The 23392-nt window shown below is 42.9% G+C and carries 23 protein-coding genes; 14 read left to right on the forward strand and 9 right to left on the reverse strand.

Going from position 1 to position 23392, the window contains the following annotated elements; all coding sequences use genetic code 11:
* Positions 1–16: 16 nt before the first annotated feature.
* Genes RM544_RS08020 through RM544_RS08030 form a run of 3 tightly spaced genes read right to left on the reverse strand, consistent with a single transcriptional unit; the run spans position 17 to position 1669 of the window.
* Positions 17–481, reverse strand: coding sequence for a hypothetical protein (locus tag RM544_RS08020; RefSeq protein WP_311361242.1), 465 nt, complete (start codon positions 479–481; stop codon positions 17–19).
* A 31-nt stretch (positions 482–512) separates the two neighbouring features.
* A complete protein-coding gene (locus tag RM544_RS08025; RefSeq protein WP_311361243.1) occupies positions 513–974 on the reverse strand; it encodes an acyl-CoA thioesterase in 462 nt (153 codons plus the stop codon).
* Positions 974–1669 (reverse strand): rhomboid family intramembrane serine protease, encoded by a 696-nt coding sequence (locus RM544_RS08030; RefSeq protein ID WP_311361244.1) that lies wholly within the window; start codon positions 1667–1669, stop codon positions 974–976. Before RM544_RS08030 ends, RM544_RS08025 begins: the two co-directional genes overlap by 1 nt.
* Positions 1670–1849: 180 nt before the next feature.
* On the opposite strand from RM544_RS08030, the gene RM544_RS08035 reads away from it, so the two are divergent.
* The 5 genes from RM544_RS08035 to RM544_RS08055 all read left to right on the forward strand — a co-directional run bounded on the left by RM544_RS08035 (position 1850) and on the right by RM544_RS08055 (position 6324).
* The gene (locus RM544_RS08035) at positions 1850–2749 is read left to right on the forward strand and encodes a putative porin (protein ID WP_311361245.1); all 900 of its coding nucleotides are present in this window, start codon (positions 1850–1852) and stop codon (positions 2747–2749) included.
* A 105-nt stretch (positions 2750–2854) separates the two neighbouring features.
* Positions 2855–3466 carry a paraquat-inducible protein A gene (locus tag RM544_RS08040; protein WP_311361246.1) on the forward strand — a complete coding sequence of 204 codons (612 nt, stop codon included), beginning with the start codon at positions 2855–2857 and terminating at the stop codon, positions 3464–3466.
* Positions 3456–4085, forward strand: coding sequence for a paraquat-inducible protein A (locus tag RM544_RS08045; protein ID WP_311361247.1), 630 nt, complete (start codon positions 3456–3458; stop codon positions 4083–4085). The genes RM544_RS08040 and RM544_RS08045 overlap by 11 nt, the downstream gene beginning before the upstream one ends.
* Positions 4085–5746, forward strand: a complete 1662-nt coding sequence (gene pqiB, locus RM544_RS08050; protein ID WP_311361248.1) for an intermembrane transport protein PqiB — start codon at positions 4085–4087, stop codon at positions 5744–5746. The genes RM544_RS08045 and pqiB overlap by 1 nt, the downstream gene beginning before the upstream one ends.
* A complete protein-coding gene (locus RM544_RS08055) occupies positions 5746–6324 on the forward strand; it encodes a PqiC family protein (RefSeq protein ID WP_311361249.1) in 579 nt (192 codons plus the stop codon). Before pqiB ends, RM544_RS08055 begins: the two co-directional genes overlap by 1 nt.
* A 168-nt stretch (positions 6325–6492) precedes the next feature.
* On the opposite strand, the gene RM544_RS08060 is transcribed toward RM544_RS08055, so the two are convergent.
* Both RM544_RS08060 and RM544_RS08065 read right to left on the reverse strand, forming a co-directional pair.
* A complete protein-coding gene (locus tag RM544_RS08060) occupies positions 6493–9531 on the reverse strand; it encodes an efflux RND transporter permease subunit (RefSeq protein ID WP_311361250.1) in 3039 nt (1012 codons plus the stop codon).
* A gap of 5 nt (positions 9532–9536) precedes the next feature.
* Positions 9537–10604, reverse strand: coding sequence for an efflux RND transporter periplasmic adaptor subunit (locus tag RM544_RS08065; protein ID WP_311361251.1), 1068 nt, complete (start codon positions 10602–10604; stop codon positions 9537–9539).
* Between the two features lie 154 nt (positions 10605–10758).
* On the opposite strand from RM544_RS08065, the gene RM544_RS08070 reads away from it, so the two are divergent.
* On the forward strand, positions 10759–11373 hold the full coding sequence (locus RM544_RS08070; protein ID WP_311361252.1) for a TetR/AcrR family transcriptional regulator: 615 nt from the start codon (positions 10759–10761) through the stop codon (positions 11371–11373).
* Between the two features lie 337 nt (positions 11374–11710).
* Here the strand turns inward: RM544_RS08070 and zapE are convergent, their stop codons facing one another.
* A complete protein-coding gene (zapE, locus tag RM544_RS08075) occupies positions 11711–13210 on the reverse strand; it encodes a cell division protein ZapE (protein ID WP_311361253.1) in 1500 nt (499 codons plus the stop codon).
* Between the two features lie 439 nt (positions 13211–13649).
* Between zapE and RM544_RS08080 the strand changes: the two genes are divergently transcribed.
* From RM544_RS08080 to RM544_RS08090, 3 genes are all read left to right on the forward strand, one after another.
* Positions 13650–14606: an acyl-CoA thioester hydrolase/BAAT C-terminal domain-containing protein gene (locus RM544_RS08080; RefSeq protein WP_311361254.1), complete on the forward strand. Its 957-nt coding sequence runs from the start codon at positions 13650–13652 to the stop codon at positions 14604–14606.
* A 346-nt stretch (positions 14607–14952) separates the two neighbouring features.
* Positions 14953–15189: a ribbon-helix-helix domain-containing protein gene (locus RM544_RS08085; RefSeq protein ID WP_311361255.1), complete on the forward strand. Its 237-nt coding sequence runs from the start codon at positions 14953–14955 to the stop codon at positions 15187–15189.
* Complete coding sequence (locus RM544_RS08090) at positions 15176–15469, forward strand: type II toxin-antitoxin system RelE/ParE family toxin (RefSeq protein ID WP_311361256.1); 294 nt, start codon at positions 15176–15178, stop codon at positions 15467–15469. Before RM544_RS08085 ends, RM544_RS08090 begins: the two co-directional genes overlap by 14 nt.
* A 47-nt stretch (positions 15470–15516) precedes the next feature.
* Here the strand turns inward: RM544_RS08090 and RM544_RS08095 are convergent, their stop codons facing one another.
* On the reverse strand, positions 15517–16158 hold the full coding sequence (locus RM544_RS08095) for a TetR/AcrR family transcriptional regulator (RefSeq protein ID WP_311361257.1): 642 nt from the start codon (positions 16156–16158) through the stop codon (positions 15517–15519).
* A gap of 157 nt (positions 16159–16315) precedes the next feature.
* Between RM544_RS08095 and RM544_RS08100 the strand changes: the two genes are divergently transcribed.
* The 3 genes from RM544_RS08100 (at position 16316) to RM544_RS08110 (ending at position 20055) form a co-directional block, all read left to right on the forward strand.
* Positions 16316–17764: an NAD(P)-binding protein gene (locus RM544_RS08100; RefSeq protein WP_311361258.1), complete on the forward strand. Its 1449-nt coding sequence runs from the start codon at positions 16316–16318 to the stop codon at positions 17762–17764.
* A gap of 62 nt (positions 17765–17826) precedes the next feature.
* Complete coding sequence (locus RM544_RS08105; RefSeq protein WP_311361259.1) at positions 17827–18939, forward strand: DUF2855 family protein; 1113 nt, start codon at positions 17827–17829, stop codon at positions 18937–18939.
* A gap of 57 nt (positions 18940–18996) precedes the next feature.
* The gene (locus RM544_RS08110) at positions 18997–20055 is read left to right on the forward strand and encodes a 2-dehydropantoate 2-reductase (RefSeq protein WP_311361260.1); all 1059 of its coding nucleotides are present in this window, start codon (positions 18997–18999) and stop codon (positions 20053–20055) included.
* 19 nt (positions 20056–20074) lie between these two features.
* On the opposite strand, the gene RM544_RS08115 is transcribed toward RM544_RS08110, so the two are convergent.
* Entirely contained in the window at positions 20075–20617 is a 543-nt protein-coding gene (locus RM544_RS08115) for a YaeQ family protein (protein WP_311361261.1), read from the reverse strand.
* A 110-nt stretch (positions 20618–20727) separates the two neighbouring features.
* Between RM544_RS08115 and RM544_RS08120 the strand changes: the two genes are divergently transcribed.
* Together RM544_RS08120 and RM544_RS08125 are read left to right on the forward strand one after the other, a co-directional pair.
* Positions 20728–21294 carry a DUF6942 family protein gene (locus RM544_RS08120; protein WP_311361262.1) on the forward strand — a complete coding sequence of 189 codons (567 nt, stop codon included), beginning with the start codon at positions 20728–20730 and terminating at the stop codon, positions 21292–21294.
* A 159-nt stretch (positions 21295–21453) separates the two neighbouring features.
* Positions 21454–22080: a hypothetical protein gene (locus RM544_RS08125; protein ID WP_311361263.1), complete on the forward strand. Its 627-nt coding sequence runs from the start codon at positions 21454–21456 to the stop codon at positions 22078–22080.
* Between the two features lie 21 nt (positions 22081–22101).
* On the opposite strand, the gene RM544_RS08130 is transcribed toward RM544_RS08125, so the two are convergent.
* Positions 22102–23310, reverse strand: coding sequence for a DUF418 domain-containing protein (locus tag RM544_RS08130; protein ID WP_311361264.1), 1209 nt, complete (start codon positions 23308–23310; stop codon positions 22102–22104).
* Positions 23311–23392 lie beyond the last annotated feature (82 nt).

Genomic DNA, 23392 nt, shown 5'->3' on the forward strand with positions numbered 1-23392 from the left:
AGCGCTTCAGCTGGCGCTATCCAGAAGATACACTATGGTTTCGAGATTTTTCGTTGAGGTAGAAGTTAAATACAAACAAGAACTCGTCAAACGCGCTTTCTTCGACGCAATGTAAAACATATTTCGTTTTGCAAACGAGCCACTTATTCGAATGGATAAACCTGCCGATAATTTTTCCATTTTTCATGACCGACTGTATTTTTGCCTTCATTCGTTTGGACGGCTCACTTAGACTCAAAGTGTTGCTTGAGTTTGTTTCGAAAACCCAGGTATCGCTATTCGTCCATTTAGCTTCGACTCTGCCTCCCTTGAAACGAAGATTGTTCAAAAAGCGAGAACCCTCATAAATCGGTCTTTTGTCGACAGATATTTCAAACTCACCTTCATGGCCGCCGATACTAAAGCGCCTTTTTTTTCTATCGTCAATGATGAGTTCGTCACCCAAGATAAAGGATTTATGTTCAATGATGATTTTACTCAAGTATTCAACTCACGTTCTATCTTGCTTTTCATTATGAAAGCTCAACGCCGGCTAGGTTCATGGTTCTTCCTGCAGCCCCTTTCAATAAGGTTGCTTTAAATTCATTGGGCACTGGTTTCTTTTCAAATGTAAGCGAATCGACCATCACATAGACAATCTCTGCCGATGCCACGGCTTGTTTAGTTTGCCAATTTTGCATGTCAATTTGCATCGTAAACGACGTATTGCCAACCTTGCTAACATGCACCGATAAGCACAATATGTCATCGAATCTAGCTGGGCTTTGCCACGATATATTGAGATTGACTACCTGGTTATCTAAGCCTTGGTTTGTTAATGCTTGATACCCGCCTATTAAGGCTCGCATGAATTCAGTTGCTGCTAAATCTGCATAGTCAGCATATCTCGCATTGAATACAACTTCTTGGGCGTCACATTCGGCATAACGGACTCTGAGTAGCAATTCAAAGGTCTTAGGTTCAGCTTTGGTCATTAATGTCTTTCCTTTTCGTTCGGGACTGTTTGTATACTATCGTCATTTTCCTCAGTTTGCCCATCAATACGCCACTGGTCACCTATCACAGGATCTTCCGATTCGGGCTCTGCTTCCCAATGATAAGCTTTGACTGTCGGTTTTGGATCTAGCGAATGCCATAAACAAGCACAGAGAACACCAGCCAAAGCACCGAATAAGTGGTATTCAAACGAAATCCCCTCTTGGCGAGGGAATATGCTCATAATCATTCCACCATACATGAAAAAAGCGACCATCATAATCACTACGGAACGCTTATCTCTGCGGAATATACTCACCACAAACAAATAAAAAAATACACCGTGAGTTAAACCGCTAGCCCCAATATGATAGCTTTCGCGTCCAAACAACCACACACCAATACCAGATAGTAACCATACTGTTATTAACACCCGCCAACGTGTTTTCGGGTAACCGTAGATGAGAAATGAGCCAAGTACTAGCATGGGCAACGTATTGTTGAAAATGTGTTCTAGTGAGCCGTGTATCAGGGGCGCAGTGATGACCCCAATCAAGCCATGCAGCGTTAAGGGATAGACACCGAGCCAACTTAGGTCGACCTTGAAGTTGAGTTCGAAAGATTTAAAGCACCAGATAAAGCCAACGGCAAAAGCGGTGATCAATATACTGTTTTTAAGTGATGACGTGTTCATCTGTATTATTTATGGGCATGTGATGAAATAGCAATGCATGTTTATTCAGACTTCATTCAGCTAATATCTTTTACCCTTATCGCTATTGCGAAACAGCCAATTAATTATCGCAATGTTCCATTTTTCAGGTAACAACAATGAATCGATATTGATTCAACATAATTTTCTTAAAGGACTAAAATGTTAACTAGAACTCTTTGTTTTGCTGCCACTACGGCCGCTTTATTTTTTACTCAACAGGCGTACGCTGAAGATTACCAAACCTTTATCGGTGCGAGCGTATTATCAAATAAAAGTTCGTTTACGCAAGATGGACAAACAACATCAGACACGCGCGAGGCATGGAGTCTAAACGGCACATATTACTTAGATGCTCGACCAACCTTAGGCCCGCTCAATGAATTTGATTATATTAACCAACAAAGCTTTGTCAGTGCCGGTCTTTTCGGCACTGGTGGAAACCGTCAGTATTCAATAGGTGGCGAATACTTAGTTAATGACTGGGTTGTTTTCGGGGATACGGTATACGAATCAGATAGTGACACTGAATTTCTGACAGTAGGGTTTGGCTATTTCCTCACAAAGGACTTTAAGTTATCTATTTCCAATACAAGTGGTGATGGAATAAGTGGTTTAGTTGATTCTGATGAGTCAGTGTTCAACTTTGCGGCCGACTATGTACTGCAACTTGATGGTAAAGATTATGTTGGCTTCTCGTACAACACGGATGAAGATTTGATTGTGCAACAGTTTCGAACCAAATATTTTGGCTCACTAGCAGGTGGACGATATCTTGTTCTGAACGCAAACCTGAGTGTTTTTGACGATGACTTTTTCTCAGATGAAACTCTCGATCTAGGCGGCGCATACTACTTCAATCAGTTTACAAGTGTTGGTGCTGATGTGAATGTGATCGGAGATACTGATTCATATAGTATTTTTGCTAAGCATTTCTTCAATACACGCTCATCGCTGCAAGTCAGTTACTCTAGCAATGAACGCAGAAATGTCGACTCGGGATTTAGTCAGTTCTCATTCGAAAATGACATCTGGCAAATTAACTACGTTTATCAATATTAAGTAAGCCCTCAATGGGCATGCCCGCGTAGTTTCATCAAGTGAGTGCACTCGCTCATGGTTTCATTGTAGAATGAATAACTACAATAACAGGGAGTGTGCACGAACATGATAGATGAACATCAACATGCATGCTTAGAATGTGATTTGTTGATTACGATGCCTGAGCAAATCTCGCATCGTAGCAATGTCGTCTGTCCTCGATGTCATCATGTTATTGCGGTGGGGCATAACAATGCCCGCCACTACGTGTTAGCTTTGTGTATAACAGCGTTAATTTTGATGCTGATTGCCTGTAGTTTCGCCTTCATTTCTTTTGCCACTAGTGGGCAGCAACGCACCATCGGTCTATTACAAACATCAACAGAATTATACTCTCAGGGATATTGGCTGATTTCGGTCTTGGTATTTGTTTTTATTTTGTTGTTGCCAATATTGTACCTGTTGTCCGTGAGTTATATCATTTTATCTTCTCGCTTCGCCTTGCGCCTAGTGCCCATCGTTTGGCTTGGAAAAGTGATAGCCTATATTTTACCTTGGTCAATGGCAGAGGTTTTTTTGATTGGCGTCTTAGTCGCGCTCATAAAAGTCATTTCAATGGCTGACATCACTTTGGAAGCGGCGTTTTGGGCCTATGTACTGTTTGCTCCTTTATTTACTCATATTGTATTCATTGTCGATAATCACCGTCTTTGGCGTTGGATAGAAGATGCCAAGTAGCCATTCAAGTCCCTACCAAAAAGATTCCGCAGCAGCCCAGGGTTTGTTGAATTGTTTGGTGTGTCAGCAGTTAGCACCCATAGGCACTCAACATTGTAAGCGTTGTGGCACGTTTTTATCACCCAGAGTTAAGAACAGTGTGCAGATTTCTCTGAGCTTATTGATTACCGCAGCAATTCTATATATCCCGGCGAATATGTATCCTATTATGGTAACTGACCTACTGGGCGATGAAACAAAAAGCACTATCATTGGCGGCATTATTCTATTTTTAGAAAGTGAGTCATACTTTATTGCCGCGGTGATTTTTATTGCAAGTGTTATTGTGCCTATCGGGAAGATGGCAGCAATTGCTTGGCTTTGTTTTAGCGCCATGCGCAATAAACCAATTCAACAGCTAGAATTAACTAAAATGTATCGAGTGACTGAGTTTATTGGAAAGTGGTCGATGGTTGATGTCTTCGTGGTCGCGATCTTAGTTGCCTTGATTCAACTCGGTGGTTTAATGTCGATTCATGTGGGCGCAGCAGCAACGTCATTTGCTAGCGTGGTGATACTGACGATGATCAGTGCACATCAGTTTGATACACGACTTTTATGGGATAAAACGGAAGAATAATGACAAGCAACGAAGCTGAAACGCCAAGCAGCCAAGCGCCAATACAAGCGCAAGAGCCTTTAGTTGTGCACAAGTCTAGGTTTTCAAAAATTTGGATTTTACCCATTATCGCCTTACTCATTGGTATCGGTATGGTTTATAACGACTGGCGTAATCGTGGAATAATGATCCAAGTTGAATTTGATACTGCAGAAGGGCTAGAAGCAAAAAAGACTGTCCTAAAAAACCGTAATGTAGACATTGGCTTAGTTGATAAGATCAGCTTCAGCAATGATAAAAGTACGATACTTGTCGATATAGAAGTAGAAAAAGACATGAGTTCTTTTCTGGTTGAAGATAGCGAGTTTTGGGTTGTAAGACCTAGAATAGGTGCCACAGGCATCACTGGTATAGGTACGCTGCTGTCGGGGGCTTACATCGAAGTCAGCCCGGGTAACTCGAATATTGAGCAGTTTGCCTTTACGGGTCTTGAGAACCCACCTGTTACTTCCTTAAACGCAGATGGTATTCATGTGAGATTGATTTCTCGGGGTAACAAGCCGTTGAAAGTGGGTAATCCTGTTATGCATAAAGGTTTTGAAGTGGGTGCGGTAGAATCAGCCCAATACGACGACCTAGAACAAGAGGCCCACTACGACATATTCATTCAGGCACCATTTCATAATTTGGTGACTGAAAATACTTCTTTCTGGAACGTCAGTGGTCTATCAGTCAAAACATCAACGCAAGGTATTAGCGTCAATATGGCGTCTCTCGATGCCTTAGTGTCTGGAGGCGTTGAGTTTGGCTTAGTTGATGGTGCTCAACCCGGCGTGGGTGTTCCGCAGAACCACGAATTTGTTGTCTATGATTCGCAAGAAAGTATCGATGAACAACGAGAATATCAATATATTCAATACGTCATTTTAGTCGAAGATAGTGTCGGTGGTTTACACAAAGGTGCGCCTGTGGAATATCGTGGCATTCGTATTGGAACTGTCGCTGAACCCTATATGGAATATTGGGAAATTATCGATATTGCTGGCGTGGGTAAAGAAGAACGTATTCCGGTGGTGGTTAACTTAGAGCCGGAACGCTTAATGAAAAATGAGTATATTTCGAATGATATCTTTCAGGGTATGGTCGATGATTGGATCCGGGAAGGTTTAACCGCAACTATCGAAAATGCGAATTTACTTACAGGAAGCCTAAAGGTAACTTTGCAGCCGGGCGGTGAGCAAATCACTGAAGTCACTCGTTTCGGAGAGTATTCGGTCATTCCTGCAGCTTCAGGCGGGTTCGCAAGTCTAAGCAAAAAATTAGACAATATTATGGGCGAATTAGAACAACTCCCTCTTAATGAAACCATAGCCAATTTAAATGAACTGATTGATAGTACAGATGAAACGATGGTTACCACGCGTTTATCTTTAAAGCGTAGCAATCAGACTCTCGATGCGCTTGAACAAACGATGCAAGAATTACAGTCTACATTAAGCGGTTTGCAACCCGATTCGCAGGTTTACCGCTCGGTTGAACAAGTCATGTTAAAGGTAGAAGCCACCCTCGACGAACTGAAACCACTTGTAAAAGAGGTGACCAACCAACCCAATTCTCTCGTCTTTGGTCAAGCAGCAAAACCCGATGAAGAACCGGTGGCGCCGAAAAAGGATAAGGAATAATGCTTAACTTTACGCTTTATAAACTATTATTATTGATGAGCATTACTATAGGATTGAGCGCCTGCGGTACCACAGTGCAAGCGCCAGATACTACCTATTATTTGTTTGATGCAAATCCAGTTGCACAGCTCAGTAAGGAAGCAAAAACGAGTGTCATGCTTGATATTGTGAGTTTGCCAGACTATCTAAAAACGAGTCAGTTGGTCATGAAAGAGGGTGATAATCAGTTGATTAAGGCTAACTACCATAGTTGGGCAGATGGTTTAGGCGAAGCTATGCAGCGAGCTCTGCTCAACGATTTGAATGCATCAATGGCGGAGACTGAATGGCTAGATTTCTGCAGGAAATGTACGAAGGTGAAAGTCACTATCGAGCATTTCTATCCCGATCGAAACGGTGAAGTATTGCTTAGCGGATCATTTCGGGTCAGTAAACGCAACGAGCAAACGCCCACTCGCATTTTTCGCTTTCATTACACCGACACACTCGAAAAGGATGGGTATGCAGGAGCAGTGAAGAAAATGAGAGCCCTATCGAAAAAGCTCAGTCATGACATTTCAAACGCAATAGTGGAATAGTGTAGCTCAGGCTGTTTCTTGCCCGTCACCACCGCGCAGGCGGTGGTCTGCTAGTTGCAGAAAGCGGTCGGTCGATATGCTCACGTCGCGATTCAGTAGCGCTCCTAACCTAAATATTCACTCCCAAATACTATTTTTTGAAGTCGAAATAAGATCGTAACATCGGAGCTATTTTCTGAATGATACTCGATACAGCAAACTATACATCACAGGAACAGCAATGAGCGTTAATACTGTAGCAAAAGCCAAACCACCCATGATAGTCACAGACATGTCTGCGAAGAATGCATCAGACAACAGAGGAGCCATGCCTAATATGGTCGTAATGGCCGCCAATGTAACAGGTCGCAATCGACTTGCTGAGGCCTCAAGAATGGCATCTTTAATGGGCTTATCTTCTTCGATTTGTAAGTCAATTTCTTCCAGTAAAACGATGGCATTCTTGATTAACATGCCAAATAAACTTAAAAAGCCGAGCAGCGACATAAAGCCAAATGGCATGTCAGTTAACAATAAACCTGAAACAACACCGACAGTTGCCATAGGTACAATGGCCCAGATAATGAGGGGCTGTCTGGCTCTGCCAAATAGCAGTACCGATATGATGAACATGACTAAAAATCCTGCCGGTAAGCCTTTACCTAGCGCTTGCTGGGCGTCTGCCGAACTTTCATACTCGCCGCCCCACTCTAGCTTATAACCATCGGGTAATTGCATGTCTTGAATGGGCTGCCATATTCTTGCTAAGGCGTCTGCAGCGGTCTCATCACTGCCTGGCTCAGCCCAAATAGTGATGGTTGGGACACGGTCGCGACGATGGATTTGTACTTCTTCGGATTCTAACTCAATGCCTTTAGATACTTGTCGAAATGGGACATATCGGCTTTGTTGAGAGCTCCAAACTTGGCTGTTACGAATCGCATCTAATGGGTCCTGCTGAGCATTCGCCATTTTAGCACGAATAGGGTAAGCGTAATCTTCATCGTATAGCTTACCAAGCTGTAAACCTGTGGTTGCGTATTCGATGGTGTCACGAAAATCAGCGCGACTCACGCCCGCAATACCTGCGTTAATGTCATCAAATTGGGTATTCAAACTCAAACCCAACTCACGCCAGTTATGACGAACCTCTTGAATTTGACCATCAGCTTCTAGGATTTCAACTGCATTGTTGGCGAGTTCTCGGAGTACATCTCCGTTATTGCCTGAGAAACGTATGCCGATTTTTGCGCCACTGCCCGGGCCAAATTGTACGCGCTGAAAATAAAAACTGGCGTCAGGACTCACTTGTGGAAGGGCAGCTTTCATATCAGCAATGATAGTATCAATCTCATCTTTATCGTTGGCCCGAACCAGCATCATGGCGTAGCTCTCATTGGCAGGCTCTGGCGCATAGGTGAGGGTAAATCTATCTGCACCACGGCCAATAAAACTAGTGATTGATTTCACTCCTTGCTCAGAAAGCACTTCCTGTTCCACTTTTTTCATGATGCTTTCAGTGCTGCGAATATCTTCGTTTTGTTGTCCCCAATAGTGGATATAAAACAAAGGTGCATTGGATGGCGGAAAAAAGCCTTGTTTCACAAAGCCAAAACTCATAAATGCAACGAGAGTGATGCATAACAATCCGAAAAGCGTTAGCCAACGATGACGTAAAAAGCCTCTCAATATTGATATGAAACCGTCTTGAAAACGAGAGCCATTTTGGTTCTGATCTGACGTAGGTGTTGTTTTGAAAACCAATTTGCCAAGCGTCGGTACCAAGGTAATTGCCATTACCCAACTGAGCATAAGTGATATCAACACTACGGCGAAAAGTGAATATAAGAATTCGCCGGTGGCGTCATCCGACAATCCAATACCTGAAAATGCCGCTATGCCAATGACGGTTGCACCAAGCAAAGGCCATTGTGTTCTTTTAACAATAAAGCTTGCTGCAGGTTGTGGTTTTGCGCCTTGCTTCATTTGCATCATCATGCCTTCGGCTACCACTATCGCATTGTCAACTAACATACCCATTGCAATGACCATTGCGCCTAGTGATATACGCTGCAATCTTAAATCCATTAGCCACATGATCAGTACGGTTCCCATTACCGTGACCACTAGCGTAGTGCCTACGACGAGTGCTGAACGCCAACCCATAAATAGCCAGAGAGTTAGGACCACAACAACCACTGACATGACTAAGTTCAAAATGAATCCATCGACCGACTCATCAACAATTTTTGCTTGATCATAAATCGCATCTAGCTCGATACCTGTCGGCAACTTACTGAGGATAAGCTCAATTTTCTGTCTGACTCGTTGGCCGACATCAACGATATTAACGCCGTCTTGCGCAGAGACAGCCAAGGTGATTGCCTCATTACCTTGGTGACGCAGATAGTTTGTTTGAATATCGGCTGGCTCAACTGCTAAGGTCGCGATATCTTTTACCTTGATTGACTGCGATGTCCCTGCCAATACAAGACTCAGGTTTTCAATAGCCTCGATCTGGCTGGAGGGTTGATCCACAAGCACTCGTAATTTTTTGCCATTTAATTGTACTCTACCGCCGTTAAACGGTCGGATGTTTTCCGTTAACAATTGAGATATTTGTGGAAAGCTCAAGCCCAAGCTCGCTAAGCGGTTTGTATCGATATAAACGGTAATTTGCTCTTCTCGCACACCACTCACTTGCACTTTTGCAACACCGTCAATCATCAACAGCTCGCGGCGAATTTGTTTAGCAAAGTGCCGCAATTCAGTGGCGCTAAAGTCAGGGGCAGTCAATGCGTAATAAAGTCCAAACACCTCACCAAAGTCATCAAAAACAACCGGGTCTTGTGCTCCTGGTGGCAATTGGCCCTGAACGTCTCGCAGGCGTTTGCGCAATTCATCCCATATTTGTGGCAGTTCACCACCATCAAAGTTTGGCTGCACCTCTACTGTGATATCTGACGTACCCGGACTGGATACTGAACTCAAGCGATATAGTTGCGGCATTTGTTGGATAGTCGTTTCGAGTAATTCGGTAACTTCATCTTCGACTTGTTTTGCGCTTGCACCTGGAAAAGAGGTAATCACTTTTACTTGCTTGATAGTGAAACTGGGGTCTTCTAGTCGCCCAATATTGCTTAATGCAATAAGCCCACCGAGCAAGCAAATAACGACAATCAGCCAGATATTAACAGGGAAGCGTAAAGCGTACTTTGCGATATCCATGAAGCTTACTCCGCCACGTATTCTGCGACGCGCAAGCCTTCACGCATTTTACTGACACCAGCGGACACAACCTTTTCTCCCTCGGATAGTTCACCTTCAATGCCGGCGTAGTCGCCACGTACACTCACAACAGAGACCGCTACTTTGTTGACTTGCTTTGTTTCTTGATTATAGCGCCACACGAAAAAGTCATCTTGTTCAGCCAGTAAGGCAGTGTAGGGAATGATAAGTTGATCAGTGCTGCCTTCTTGATCTAAGTGGACTTTTACTTTTGCTCGCGCACCTGGCGTGATTAGGTTGCTAGGGTCGGCTGACTTGCTAAAGACCACTTTATAAGTTTGAGTCACTGGATCTGGCTGAGCACTATGCTCAACATAGGAAAGATCTACCCAGTCAGTTGGTCGGGCTAAAATCGAGCCTTCCACTTTTGCTCCGTCACGGCTCGCATACAACGTGAATAAACGCTCGGGAACGTGAATATTAAAGTACACCTGTGAGCGGTCTTGTATGCTCGCAATCACTTCACCCGCTTGTACGTAACTATTGTTGTCTACGATACGTTGTGCAATTTGCCCTTTAAATGGCGCTGAAATTTGAGTATAGGCAAGATCTTGCTTGGCGTTATTGACCGCAATCTCAGCAAGTTCAAACGCGGTTTGCGCATCGTCTAAAGCAGATTGGGGAACAAGTTGCTTCTCTATTAACTGGCGAACTCTCTTTAATTCTCGATCGGCTTGAGTAAACCTTGTCTCCTGCTCCTTCACTCTCCTTTGAAATGGTTCTGGATCGAGTTTAGCAAGCACATCACCTTTATTTACTTCGTTCCCAGCTCGAAGGTTTTCTTCAATTAATCTTCCTGATACCTCAAAACGCATGTCGACGGTTTTTACCGCAGAAACTTCTGCAGGAAACTCAAAATGTTGCTCATTTTTCAATGCTTGTACTGGCGTCATTTTTACCAATACAGGCGTGATTTCATCATTAGTGGATTCGGAATTACTGTCGCTGCAGGCAGAAATGAAAAGTGCGGTTGCTAGCAGCAGACTGGTGCGAATGAAGACGTTTTTGTGCACGTTGATATCTCTTTTAAAGTAGCTTTTTTAATAACAATGATATTCAGTGTCAAATTTACGGAACACCAAAATGTAAACTATACGGTGTAGTATAATCAAAAAAATTGTAAAGTAAACTGATCAGTGTAAAATTAAACGTAATCGGAGGAAGTACATGAGCGAAGTAAAGAAGTCGCGTAGCCAGCAGAAGCGCGAAGACATACTCAATGCAGCACTGAAGACCTTTAAAGAACAAGGCGTTCAGGCAACTAGCATGGACCAATTAGCTGAAACAGCAAATGTGTCAAAGCGAACGGTGTATAACCATTTTGATAGCAAAGAAACGCTAGTATTAAGTTTGTTGCATGAAATGTGGGAGCAGTTCATGTTGCGAGCATCGGTCGAATATACGCCAAATCAATCGATTGAAAGCCAGTTGGCTTTGCTAATTGAAGTCGAGACAAACATGATGTGCGACCATGATTTTGTTACACTCGCACGCTTAGCAATGGGGCATTTCTTTTATTCTCCTGCCAAGATGAAAGATCAGATGGATCGCATGAGAGCGCAGGAAACCACTCTGCATCGTTGGCTAAAGGCCGCCATAGCTGATGGTAAGTTCGCTATTGACGACGTTGATTATGCCGCAGAGCAAATTGGCAGTTTGCTAAAGGGGACACTTTTTTGGCCAACCGTGCTGTGCAATGATGATGCACCATCATATCAAGTTCGCCAACATGCCAAAGAGCAAACGCTACAAATGTTTATGAGCCGTTATGCCATTACTTAAGTGCATCAACAATGTGATTGCGGTAGTCGTGCTAACTTTCAATTTTAACATCAGACCTTGCGTGTGAGAGATAATGCGCTAGGAATGACTATTCGTCGCGAGCCGCTCTCTATTCTAAAAGCGGATTCAACAAAAATTGGTAGGCCTGTTCAGTTTGAAATTACTGAGCAGACTCGAGAGGCAATATAGCCCTATTGTCGATGGGTGGATAAATTCAATCGGATTAGAAGGGTCGAACCAAACCTTCTTTTATCTACAGATAGACTAAAAACATTAGGGCTTGTCAGTTGTTCCTCGGTCATTCCAAATTAGAAAGTACGGTATATATCTCTCGTCATTACCGTCCCCATTCCTTTCCACCCATTTCTACCAACCGGGACGCGGCTCGTCGAAAGGAAAAGGCTAGGTCATTTGCGGCCGATAATTGTGCCAGTGACACGCCAATTAGACCCGTCGCTGACCACTCATAATATTTTCCCTCTTTGGTGCGAATCATGGTCGTCGCAAAGGAACTCGAGTTTCCCCCCTTATCATTGACAATCAATTCTTCATCTCCGTCACTGCTTTCGACTTGCGCTTCAAAATCGACAAACAATTCGTCGAGCGGGACTTGTGCCGTCAGCACCAAGCGGGTGCGAGATTCATAACATGCGTCAATGAGGGTAACGAAGCGTCGCGCTTCGTTGAGGTGATTGGCGTCCAGTTGAGGGACGCGTTCCATGATGATGACCGAAAATCGGCGGCACAGGGAAATATAATCGGCTGCCCCAAGCGGTTGGTAGCACAAATCGGAAAAGTCAAACCAGGCGCATCGGTCATTCAATCGGGCGACCTGGACGGTGCGACCAAAGAGGACAGGAATGCTCTCGCCCTCAGTTCCGGATGCAATGCCAGATACAGCGCCACCAAATATTTTTTCCAACTTAGCCTGTAAGTTGTGATTAATATTATTATCGCCGTGAACTCCTTTGTTTGACCAAAAATAGGATTGGCCATCTGCTCGATTTTCGAGTCGATAATCGTTCTGGGAATCCTCCATGGAAATAATGTCGGACGTCTGTCTCAATAGGTCGATGAATGGCAAAAAGAGGGAGCGGTTAATGCCTCTCTCATACAAGGCATCGGGGGCTCGATTCGAGGTGGCCACTATCACGACATTCCAATCCGATATTAATAGTGAAAACAGTCGTTTCAAAATCATGGCATCGGCGATTTCTGTCACTTGAAATTCATCGAAACAGAGGAGTTGTGCTTCTTGTGCCAATTGTTGCGCAACGACGGGAATCGCATCACCTCGTGGGTGCTTCTGTTTGTAGACAAAGATTCGATGATGGACGTCTAGCATGAATTCATGAAAGTGGACACGGCGTTTGGTAATTTTTGCCTGTTTGTGGCTGTCATTATTACAGCAAGAATCATCATCAGGAACAGTAACAGACGCGTAAAATAGATCCATTAGAAAGCTTTTGCCTACCCCTACCGGTCCATGAATGTACATGCCTCGCGGTGGTGGACCAAAAAGCCACAAATGGAACTTTTTTCGAAGAAAGGACTGGGCGGATGCTAGAGAGCGCGCCAGCAACAGTAATAGTGAACTGCTGCTTATATAGCTGCTCTTTGTCGGATTGTACGCACGCACGGGCACTGGTGGAAGCGAGGCAAGAGACTCGTGCAGGGCATCGAATTTTGCCGCCAGAGCGACTTGCGCTTCATCTCGTCGCGCCTCTCCCGCGTCCACCTTGAGTTCATAAGCCGCTGCCACGGGACCTTTCGAGAAGCACCGCCGAGCGAAGTGACGTTGTGCTATCATTGCCTTTATCATCATCTTCTTTATCATTATCGTTTTCATCATGGAGCTGATGAGTTTATTAACGTGATGATATGGTACGTTAGATTTCTGTATGGGTATCAAATGTTTCCACGTAATTAGGAATTCAAGACAAGCGACTTCTAGAGGTGTACAAACCAGCTTTGTATATTACTTTTATTTAAACAGACTTATCTGAGGCTAAGTTTGATTAATCGTATGATGATACTTCGCTTAATATAGTCTGATAGTTCGTATGCAATGTTGGTAACGTTATCTCCGAAAATAGCTCAATGGATCTGATAGCTATACAAAGTGTAATTATGGATTGTTGGAGGAGTTTGGACGGTTACAGCAGATTATAGCGGTACCAATAATGGTGTCTTTCAAGTGGCAGAAATGCTGATTGAAAAAAGTTAAAACGTTTTCTCGCGCTTTAAAGGACTTAAACTTAAAAAGGAGTTAGCAATTGAGTTATTCGATAAGGATTATCACGTATCTTATAATTGTATTTTTACTGTATGCTTGCGCTAGCCAACCAAAAGTTAACGGCGACATTCGGACCAACTTTTATTCAGACATGCTTCAGTGGTCTGTTAAACGAGGCACTGGTCTTCACTTTGAGCTCAGTAAAGCAGAATACATTCTTCGCGATTCAAACAACAATGCCAATAACTCGCCTATGGTTGTTATATTAGGTGGCTCCGAAGGCGGTATTTTCCAATCTCGTCCACTTGCTAAAGCGATCATTTCCAATGGCTTCTCAGTGGCATCTATTGCTTATCATAAAGCACCTGGCACACCACTTTATGTAAAAAACATTCCAGTCGAATCGGTAGTTCAACGTATTAAAAATATTTCAACAGACAACGACGGTAATCAGCGCTGTGTTGCTATTCTTGGCGTGTCTAAAGGTGCAGAGCTTGCTTTGGTAATTGCTGCATACACTGACTTTGCTGAAGCTACCGTCGCGGTGGTCCCTTCCAGTGTAGTATGGCAATCAAACCAAATTACTTTAGCTCGAAATTCTTCATGGAGTTTAAATGGTGAACCTCTTCCGTTTGTCGAGTACCCTTGGTTTGCCAGAGGAATGCTTTCCTATCTGACACAGGGAACATTAAAAGCTAGAGCCATACATGAAACTGGTATCGAGAAAACAGAAATACTAGAGGAAGCCAGTATACCTGTTGAAAGAGTAACTCAACCTGTTTTACTTCAAGGTGCTAAATTAGATACCGTCTGGCAATCACATGAAATGTCGAAAATGATAATGGAAAGAGTAGATGCCAAAAATCCAGACCATAAGTTCACAATGCTGTCTTATGAATTGGATCATTTTTTAACAGTGCATGACGAGCCTGTTGGTGATGCTATTAAATTTATTACCGATGCATTTGATAGTAAGCCGAGATGCAAGGGCAACTAGCCTCTAACTAGATAACAGTGCAGCCTTGTAGCTAGCTGGCACTAGCGAAAATTCATCGTAGTCACAATTCTGTCGGGAAAGTACGGTTTCCTTCGTGGATTTGCAGTTGCTCCTTACCATCATCATATTTTGCTCAATTAGTTGAATAAGACTAACAGCCGAATTTGGATGCAAGCAGGCCTTAATTTCCTCATCAATGTATGCTTGAGACCTGTTCTCACCCGAAAAGTATCGCTTAGACTTCTTATTTATAGTTTTTTGATTAAACAAAGCTGGACTAAGGTTCAAGTAGAATGACTAAATTGATTGGTGTATTATTGCACCAATCAAATGGGAGCAATAAAAAATGCCTAGACAAAGCGTAACTCTAACTGAAAAGAATGACGAGTGGCTCAGACGGCAAGTAGATATTGCTGGCGATTACGCCAACAAAAGTGAACTGATCAATGATTTAGTCAGACGAGCTAGACGCGCCGAATATATTAATCAAAAGTTTGACCGAGCAGAACAGAGCGATTTTGTGTACCAATCCCCTCAAGAAATGCTTGCGGAGTTTAAACAGAGCGTCAATGATAGTGACTAAGTATCGTTTAACTGAGGAAGCGAAAGAAGATTTAAGGCGAATATATGTCTATGGATATAAAGAATTTGGTGAAAAGCAAGCTGATGAATATTTCCAAAGTTTCTTTGACGCCTTTGAAAAGATAGCCGCAACTCCACAGGCTTATCAATCAGTCGACCATTTTAGGCAAGGCTATAGACGATTTCCTCATCGCGCTGATGTTATTTACTATCGTATTTATAAAGACTGGGTAGATGTTATGGCTATTCTTGGTAGTCAAGATATGGATGTCTGGCTATAGGTTGCAATCCTTCAGGCTATGTCTGCTTATGGATGTTTTTTGTCAATCTACCTCTGATACTTTTTCAGTAGTGCATCGATGTGAGTTGAAATGCCATCATTCGCCATGTCGTACCATTGCTTAGCTGATATGAGTGGACCTGTGACGTGATGTTTGAGGCTAACGTAACCATGCACAAAGGCCCAAAGCTCCAATGCTGTTTGTTGCCTTTCTATCCAATCGGCATTTTCCGGTAGTATAATTGACGTATGTTGAACCAAGCGTTTGTATGCTCTATGAGCACTCGCTTTTGCCTCTTCAGACGGTTTATATTGATTGTCGTTTTCACCAAAAATAAGGCGATAATGCCCTTCGTAATCTTGTGCAATTTGCAAATAGCCCGCGATACCTTTTAGTAAAATCTGTTTCGGCCCTAAGTTACTTTTATCAAACCCCATGGTGTCATACACCATTCCATAACCCTCAATATATAGCGCGTCGAGAATACCTTGCTTGCCTTTAAAGTGGCTATAAATACCAATCGTTGAAACCTTGGCTTGTTCTGCAATAGCGCGAACACTTAGCGCAGCCACGCCTCCTTCTGCGAATAGAGTTGAAGCGGCATTTAATATCCGACGTTTAGCTTGCTCTCTAACGCCCTTAGTCTTTATTGAAGGTTCATTTTGGTCACATGTAGTTGTACTTTCCACTACGTGCTTTTTTACAACGAGATTTTTTACCACAGAAATTTTCACCTCTGACTTTTGGTCACAGTTTATGGTTAATAGGGTTGTTTACATTTCGTTGACAAATATAACAGTGTTATGTTTAACTGCCAAGAGCTTAAATTCACAGAGTATGGAATAGATGCAAAGCGTGCAGGGTGCAAAAACAAGTGCAATACAAAGTGCAAATGAAAACGCAACAGAACTTGAAACGGACTATTTGATCGTCGGTAGCGGTGCGGTAGGAATGGCATTTGCTGATACGCTGCTGACTGAAACCGATGCTAATATCATCATGGTAGACAAACACCATAAACCGGGCGGTCACTGGAACGTGGCCTATCCTTTTGTGACTTTGCATCAACCGTCTGCATTCTATGGTGTGAGCTCTCGTGAGTTGAGTAAAGGTTATAAAGACCAAGTAGGTTGGAACAAAGGTCTCAATGAATTGGCAACAGGTGCGGAAGTGAGCGCCTACTTCGATGACGTCATGCGTGAACAATTTTTACCAACAGGTCGAGTCCAGTATTTCCCAATGTGTGACTATCAAGGTAATGGTGAGTTCGAAAACACCTTAACTGGGCAACGTTACAAAGCAAGGCCAAACAAGAAAACGGTCGACTGTACTTACCTTAAAACCACTGTGCCATCTACCCACACGCCGAATTTTGACCTTGCATCGGGCGTGCAATTTATGCCTTTGAATGACTTGCCCAAGGTGACTTCAGCGCCAAGTGCCTATGTCATTGTCGGTGGCGGAAAAACTGGCATCGATGCCGTCTTATTTTTACTCGAAAAGCATGTCGATCCAGATCGCATTACTTGGATTATGCCCCGAGATGCTTGGCTACTTGACCGAGAAAATACTCAGCCAACAGAGGAGTTTTTTGGTAGTTCGATAGGTGCCCAAGCTAGTCAGATGGAAGCGATTGCAGAATCTACCTCGATAAATGATATGTTCGAACGCCTTGAAAGAGCCGGTGTGTTTATGCGTTTGGATACGAACGTTTGGCCAAAAATGTTCCATGGTGCAACGGTCAGTAAGATGGAGCTAGAGCAATTGCGACGAGTGAAAAATGTTGTTCGTATGGGTAGAGTGACATCTATAGAACTTGATAAAATCGTACTGCAAGAAGGTGAAATACCCACAAGTACACGCCACATTCATGTCGATTGCTCAGCCAGTGCAATATCAAATTTAACAATGAAACCCATCTTTGAAGATGGATTAATTACCCCGCAAACCGTGCGCTCCTATCAACCTGTTTTCAGCGCTGCGTTCATTGCACATGTAGAAGCGAGTTATCCTAACGACCAGATTAAAAATAAAATCTGCAATGTCGTGCCATTGCCAAATACCGATCTTGATTGGCTAAGGCTAACGGCTGCGTTTATGCTGAACCAACATATATGGGGCCAAGATCCAGAGCTGCGAGAGTGGTTGTTGAATAATCGTTTAGATGGCTTTAGTCAGTTGGTTCGCAATGTCAAAGAAGATGAAATTGAAAAGAGAATGATATTAAAACGCTTAAAAGAGAATGCTCAACCGGCAATGGCGAAGTTGCAAGCTTACTTAGCAGAAATAAGCTAAATCATTAGCAATTCATTGATCGACAGAAAACACAAAAGAACAACAAGCTAAGGATTACCCGAATGATGGAATTACAAATTAGCCGCAAGAACTACAACAAAGTTCGCCTTGTACAAAGCCATACACATGAAAAGCAATTAAAAGATGGTGAAGTTTTGGTAAAGGTAGACAGCTTCGCCCTTACTGCCAACAACATCACCTATGCTGTCGTTGGCGATAAGCTCGGATACTGGCAGTTCTTTCCGCCACAACTAGGGCCTGATGAAGTGGGTCATAATGAAGCTAATGAGCATTGGGGTATACTACCTGTATGGGGGTTTGCTGATGTCGTTAAATCAAATAACCCAGAGGTTCCTGAAGGTGAGCGTTTATTTGGTTATTTTCCACCATCGAGTCACTTGATTATGCACCCGAGCGGTGTGAGTGAGTCTAGTTGGATTGATGCTAGTGAGCACCGTGCGGCCTTGCCAGTGGGTTATAATATTTATCGAAAAGTGATGTCGGAGCCTAATTATCAAAAATCAGGTGAAGCCTATCGGATGTTGCTTTACCCGCTGCATGTCACCGCGTTTGCTTTACATCACTATTTCACTAGCCATGACTGGTTTGGTGCTCAACAAGTTGTGATTACTAGCGCCTCAAGCAAAACGAGTACAGGTTTAGCTTATGGCATCAATAATGATCCTAAAGCGCCTAAACAGATTGGTTTAACCTCACTGAAAAACAAAGAGATGGTTGATAACTTGGCTGTTTACGATAAAACACTTGCTTATGATGAGTTAGACAGTATCGATGCAAGTATTCCGTCGCTTATCGTTGATATGTCTGGCAATGGCACTTTGTTAAGCGAACTGCACAAGCATCTGGGCGATAATATGAAGTTTTGTTCAAATGTTGGTGCCACCCATTGGGAGGACATGAACCCAGGGCCTCACTTCATAGCGCAGAGAAGTGAAATGTTCTTCGCGCCAAGTACCTTACAGAAAATTATTAAAGAAAGCGGTATGGACGGATTTGAAAAGCAAAGTGCTGCCTATTTAAAACACTCAATTGCACAGAGCACCAAGTGGTTAAAAGTGACTGACTTGCAAGGTTTGAAGGCGATGAGCGATGTTTTTGATGATGTCTGCAATGGTAAGGTTTCTCCAGAACTTGGATTGATTATTCATCTGTAAGTCATTACTCTAGCGCTAGGGTTTATTGGGCAGTAATGCCCTACACAGAGAATGACTTTGGAAGAAACTAGTCAAGAAGAAGTGCTTGCTTCGGGCACTGGCGAAAAGCTGAAAATTGTGGTCTTGGGCGCAGGTAGTATCGGGTGCTATTTGGGTGCGTGCTTAATAGGTCAGGGTGCTAACGTTACCTTGATTGGCAGAGAACGCATTCAAGCACAAATATCAGAAAACGGCCTCCGAGCAAGCGACTACAAAGGTCGTGACTTACTTATTCCTGCCAAAGAAGTAAAATTTACTACTTCGAACTCAGTCATGCACAATGCCGATGTGGTCCTATTGTGCGTAAAAAGTGGTGACACTCAAAGTGCCGCGCAACTGATATTCAAGCACGCGAACCCAAAAGCTATTGTTGTTAGTTTTCAAAACGGCGTTCGAAATGGCGTATTGTTGGAACAGTACCTACCTACATTCACGGTGCTACGTGGCATGGTGCCTTTCAACGTCCTTTCTAAAGGGAAGGGCCATTTTCACTGCGGTACAGAAGGTAATTTAGCCATTGAAGACCCGGATAAAGTGAGTAAAGAATTAGTCTCTTTATTTGATAAAGCGGCGTTACCCGCCACAGTGTATGATGATATTACTAACGTGCAGTGGGGAAAGTTACTGATAAACCTCAATAATTCGGTCAATGCACTATCTGGTGTGCCTTTGCTGGAACAGTTGGGCAATCCAGCTTATCGAAAAGTGATGGCGCTTGTTCTCCGAGAGGCCTTAGATGCCATGCAAGCGGCGGGAATTGAGCCTGCACGCACTGGCAAAGTTATCCCTAAATACATGCCATTTATTATGTCTTTGCCTAACTTTCTGTTTAATATGGTGGCGAGTGCAACGCTAAAGATTGACCCAGAAGCACGTTCTTCAATGTATGAGGATTTAACCTTGGGCCGAAAAACAGAAATCGATTATTTGAACGGTGAAATTGTTGCACTTGCTAAAAAGCAGGGGGTACCGGTACCGGTAAACTCTCGGATTGTTGGTTTAATTAAAAAGGCTGAAGAAGATTCGGAAGGCTCGCCCATGCTCAGCCCCGAAGAAATTATACAGACCAACGATTAGCTTTGGTCTGCACACTAACTCATTGTAAGTTGACCCAATTTAGCTCCAACTGCTCATCTTCGACAACAGCATAGATCGACTGGCCAGTAATGGTGAGCGTGATATCCATTGTGCGGCTAGCCAAACCGCTTAGGGCCTTAATTTCATCCCAGTCGAATTGAAAAACCGAAATCGGTAGGGTTGAAAGTTGTGCTTGAGTTTGTTTCCACCAGACATCAGATTTTGAATTAAAGGTATAAACTACGGTTTTTTTAGCGAGTCTACAGGCTTTTTTCATGCGCTCGAAGCTTGGCTCACCCACATCAAGCCATAGATGTAATTGATCGTCTAAGCCTTTCAACCAGATATCAGGTTCATCAACCGAGCTTAAGCCCTTTGTGAACGCCATGAGTTTATCTTTGTCATCCGCCGCATGAATACAAAAGGCCATTAGCCTAGCCATCATTCGCTCAAGGGTTTCTGAAGGATGTTGTGCGACCGTCAATTGCAAAGAATCATAGTGGTCATTATTGAAATCAGACAAGGCAATTTTGAACTTGTAGATGGTTGGCTTTAAGGCCATAAGGGATAAACTCCGGTTAGCGAATAAGTGGCTGACGCCGCAGCGTAAGGGCGTGTATGATACCTAAATATACACAACTCAACACAACTAATGAGAGAACCGTGACACTAATGGCCAAAAATCTTACCGGCTTGGGCGATACCAAAGCCCTGCTGAATGTTTATATAGCGAATATACCTACATTCGATTTTGGCGCAAAAGGGCAAAGTATGCATCCTCTGAACGAAGGTGATATTTATGCATGTGGACAGGCTTGTGGTAATGGATGGCGCAAAGTTTTCAATGTTTACGCCAAGCTAGTATATGCAGCGGCGTTACCTACTTTAGGAGCTAAGACATTCGACTCTTGGCAAGAATATCGTGACAAAAAACTACTGCAAGTGGGTAGTTCAACGAGTTTGCATTTTTTACCGCCAGCGCAAATAAGTGCTAAACATGACCAACAAACTCAGCTCGACTCATCTTCTATTCACATCGTTATGGGCAGAACTTATGCGAAAACCCTGAATTTGGGGGACCAACTTGTGTGGCTAGATGAAGAATTTGCAATTAACAACGAGCGAGGGATCATTGTTTGTCCTTATTTTGATTACCGTCAGCTATCAAATATAAAGATTGTGAGATTGGTCGGATTGATTAAGGAAGTGCAAGATAGAATCACTACTCATAGCATGTAATATTGTCAGCTATTTATACATATTAAATTGGCTTGGTTTTAAATATCTGATTTTTCGGGATATTAAATTTGGCGCACTTTTTGCTATTATTTGTGATAGATGATCTAAAGATCGCATCCTACAAACTTAAGTTTAAAGTAGTATAAAAAAGGAAATTTTATGACTCGTTCGACACCATTAAAGTTAATTATCGCTAGTATAATTTTACTCATGAGCTCGCATCTGAAAGCAAGCCTAATTGTTACGCAAGGCAACCTAAGCTTGACGTGCAATGATAGTTCAATCACGAGTGTCGATGACGGTCAATATTTAGGGTGTACAGGTGCATTTAGTGGGAACGATTCAAATCTTCTTTCGGCAGTCATGGGTTATTTAGATGATTTCTCTACAGCATACTCACTGAATGGCGTTTGGTCTCATGATGGTGCTAATAAAAGTGATGGACCAGGTTATGGAATTTTCACATCAAACCCTGAGAGTGTATCTGGAACATTAGCCTTTGATGCGCCAGTGAACGGTATTTTCGCAGTTTCATTGAAAGCGTCTGACTCTTTTAGTTTGTTCTTCTTTGAAGCTAATTCTTCTGGTGTTTCTAGCTTTGATTTCACTACTGATGGTGCTGGAGTTAATAATAAAGGAAAAGCTCAAGATCTTTCACATGCCTCATTTTTCGCATTTACAAGTGATGTTAAAGAAGCTAGCTCTCCAAGTGGTTTTTCAATAATGTTATTTATTGCGTTGCTGTTTGGTTTCACCAGTCTAAGACAAAAGCTAAAGAAGCAATAATATAAAAGCTCTCAATTTGAATTATGTGCGTTTAAATGCTTGGAATTTACACGTGCATAAGCTACGCCACAGCCATTCAAGCGGGCCTTGATAGAAGCGCTTTATCCACCAAGCCGAAAAGGCCAGTTGCAGTGCACCAATAGATATTGCGTAAAGCACTAGTTCAAATCGATTCATATACCCTACTAAGCCCCCGGCATAACCATAAAAGATCAGTGCACAAATCGCTGATTGCATAATGTAATTAGTAAAGGCTAAACGACCGGCATAACTCAATAAAGTAAATGCTTTCTGACAAAACTGCAGTTTTATCAACATACCAATCAAACCAATATAGCCCAGCGTTGTTGCATAGCTTGAAATGAGTAACAACATATCACCCTGAAAAAAGAAGTCGCTGGCCGCGAAACTTGAACTGTAAAGATAGGAAAGAGCATAGATGGAGAGGCTATACCCTAAAGTAATGCCAACTGTGGCCATTACGATGTAAAACTTGAGACTCTTTTGTATTTGCAAAACACCTGTCTTAAATAAAATCATCCCTAGCAGCATGAGTGAACATATTTTGAATAGGCCTGCCATAGCAAAAGCTACTAGGATATCGTCTCCGGCTGTGAACGTTTCCGAGGTTTCTTTCCAACTGGTTTCACTCATCACTGATAAATAGCCGCCTCTGACGCCCTCCAAAAAGGTCGCTATTTGCTCCTGGGAAGGAAGATAGAAGTACTGAACCGATGCGTATTGAGGATCACTGAAGTCTATAAAATGTGCATCAGGCTGATATCCCAGCCAGCAGCTTAGCGATATCAATAAAATCCATATAATACTGAGTGTTAGAATATAGTAGTTACGTAACCAGAAAATCAAAATGCCAATGACAGCGTAGGTTGTTAGGATGTCCCCTTCCCAGAGAAAGTACATATGCAAAGCGCCAAAAACGAACAACCAAACTAAGCGCCTTACCATGAACCATGCGGGTGATTCATCATCATTATATTTTGTAGCGAGCAGCACAATCGACGCACCAAACAGAATGCTAAATATGCCATAAAATTTCTGATTTGCAGTAACTTGCAAAATACTAAACACGATATGATTTAAGGCCTGGTCGCCATCATACGCATATGGATTTAGATAGGCTGCAAAAGGCATTGCAAAAGAGGCAATATTTAACAAAGGCAGGCCCAAAAGAGCAAGGCCGCGCAGAATGTCGAGGCTGTCATAGCGCATAAAAAATCCGTCTACTGTATTCCATTAATGTGTGCTGTTTGGCGCGCACCCTTTCAAAAAGTTAGACAATCGCGTACTTACT

The sequence above is a fragment of the Brumicola blandensis genome (assembly GCF_031846165.1).
Taxonomy (GTDB): Bacteria; Pseudomonadota; Gammaproteobacteria; order Enterobacterales; family Alteromonadaceae; genus Glaciecola; species Glaciecola blandensis.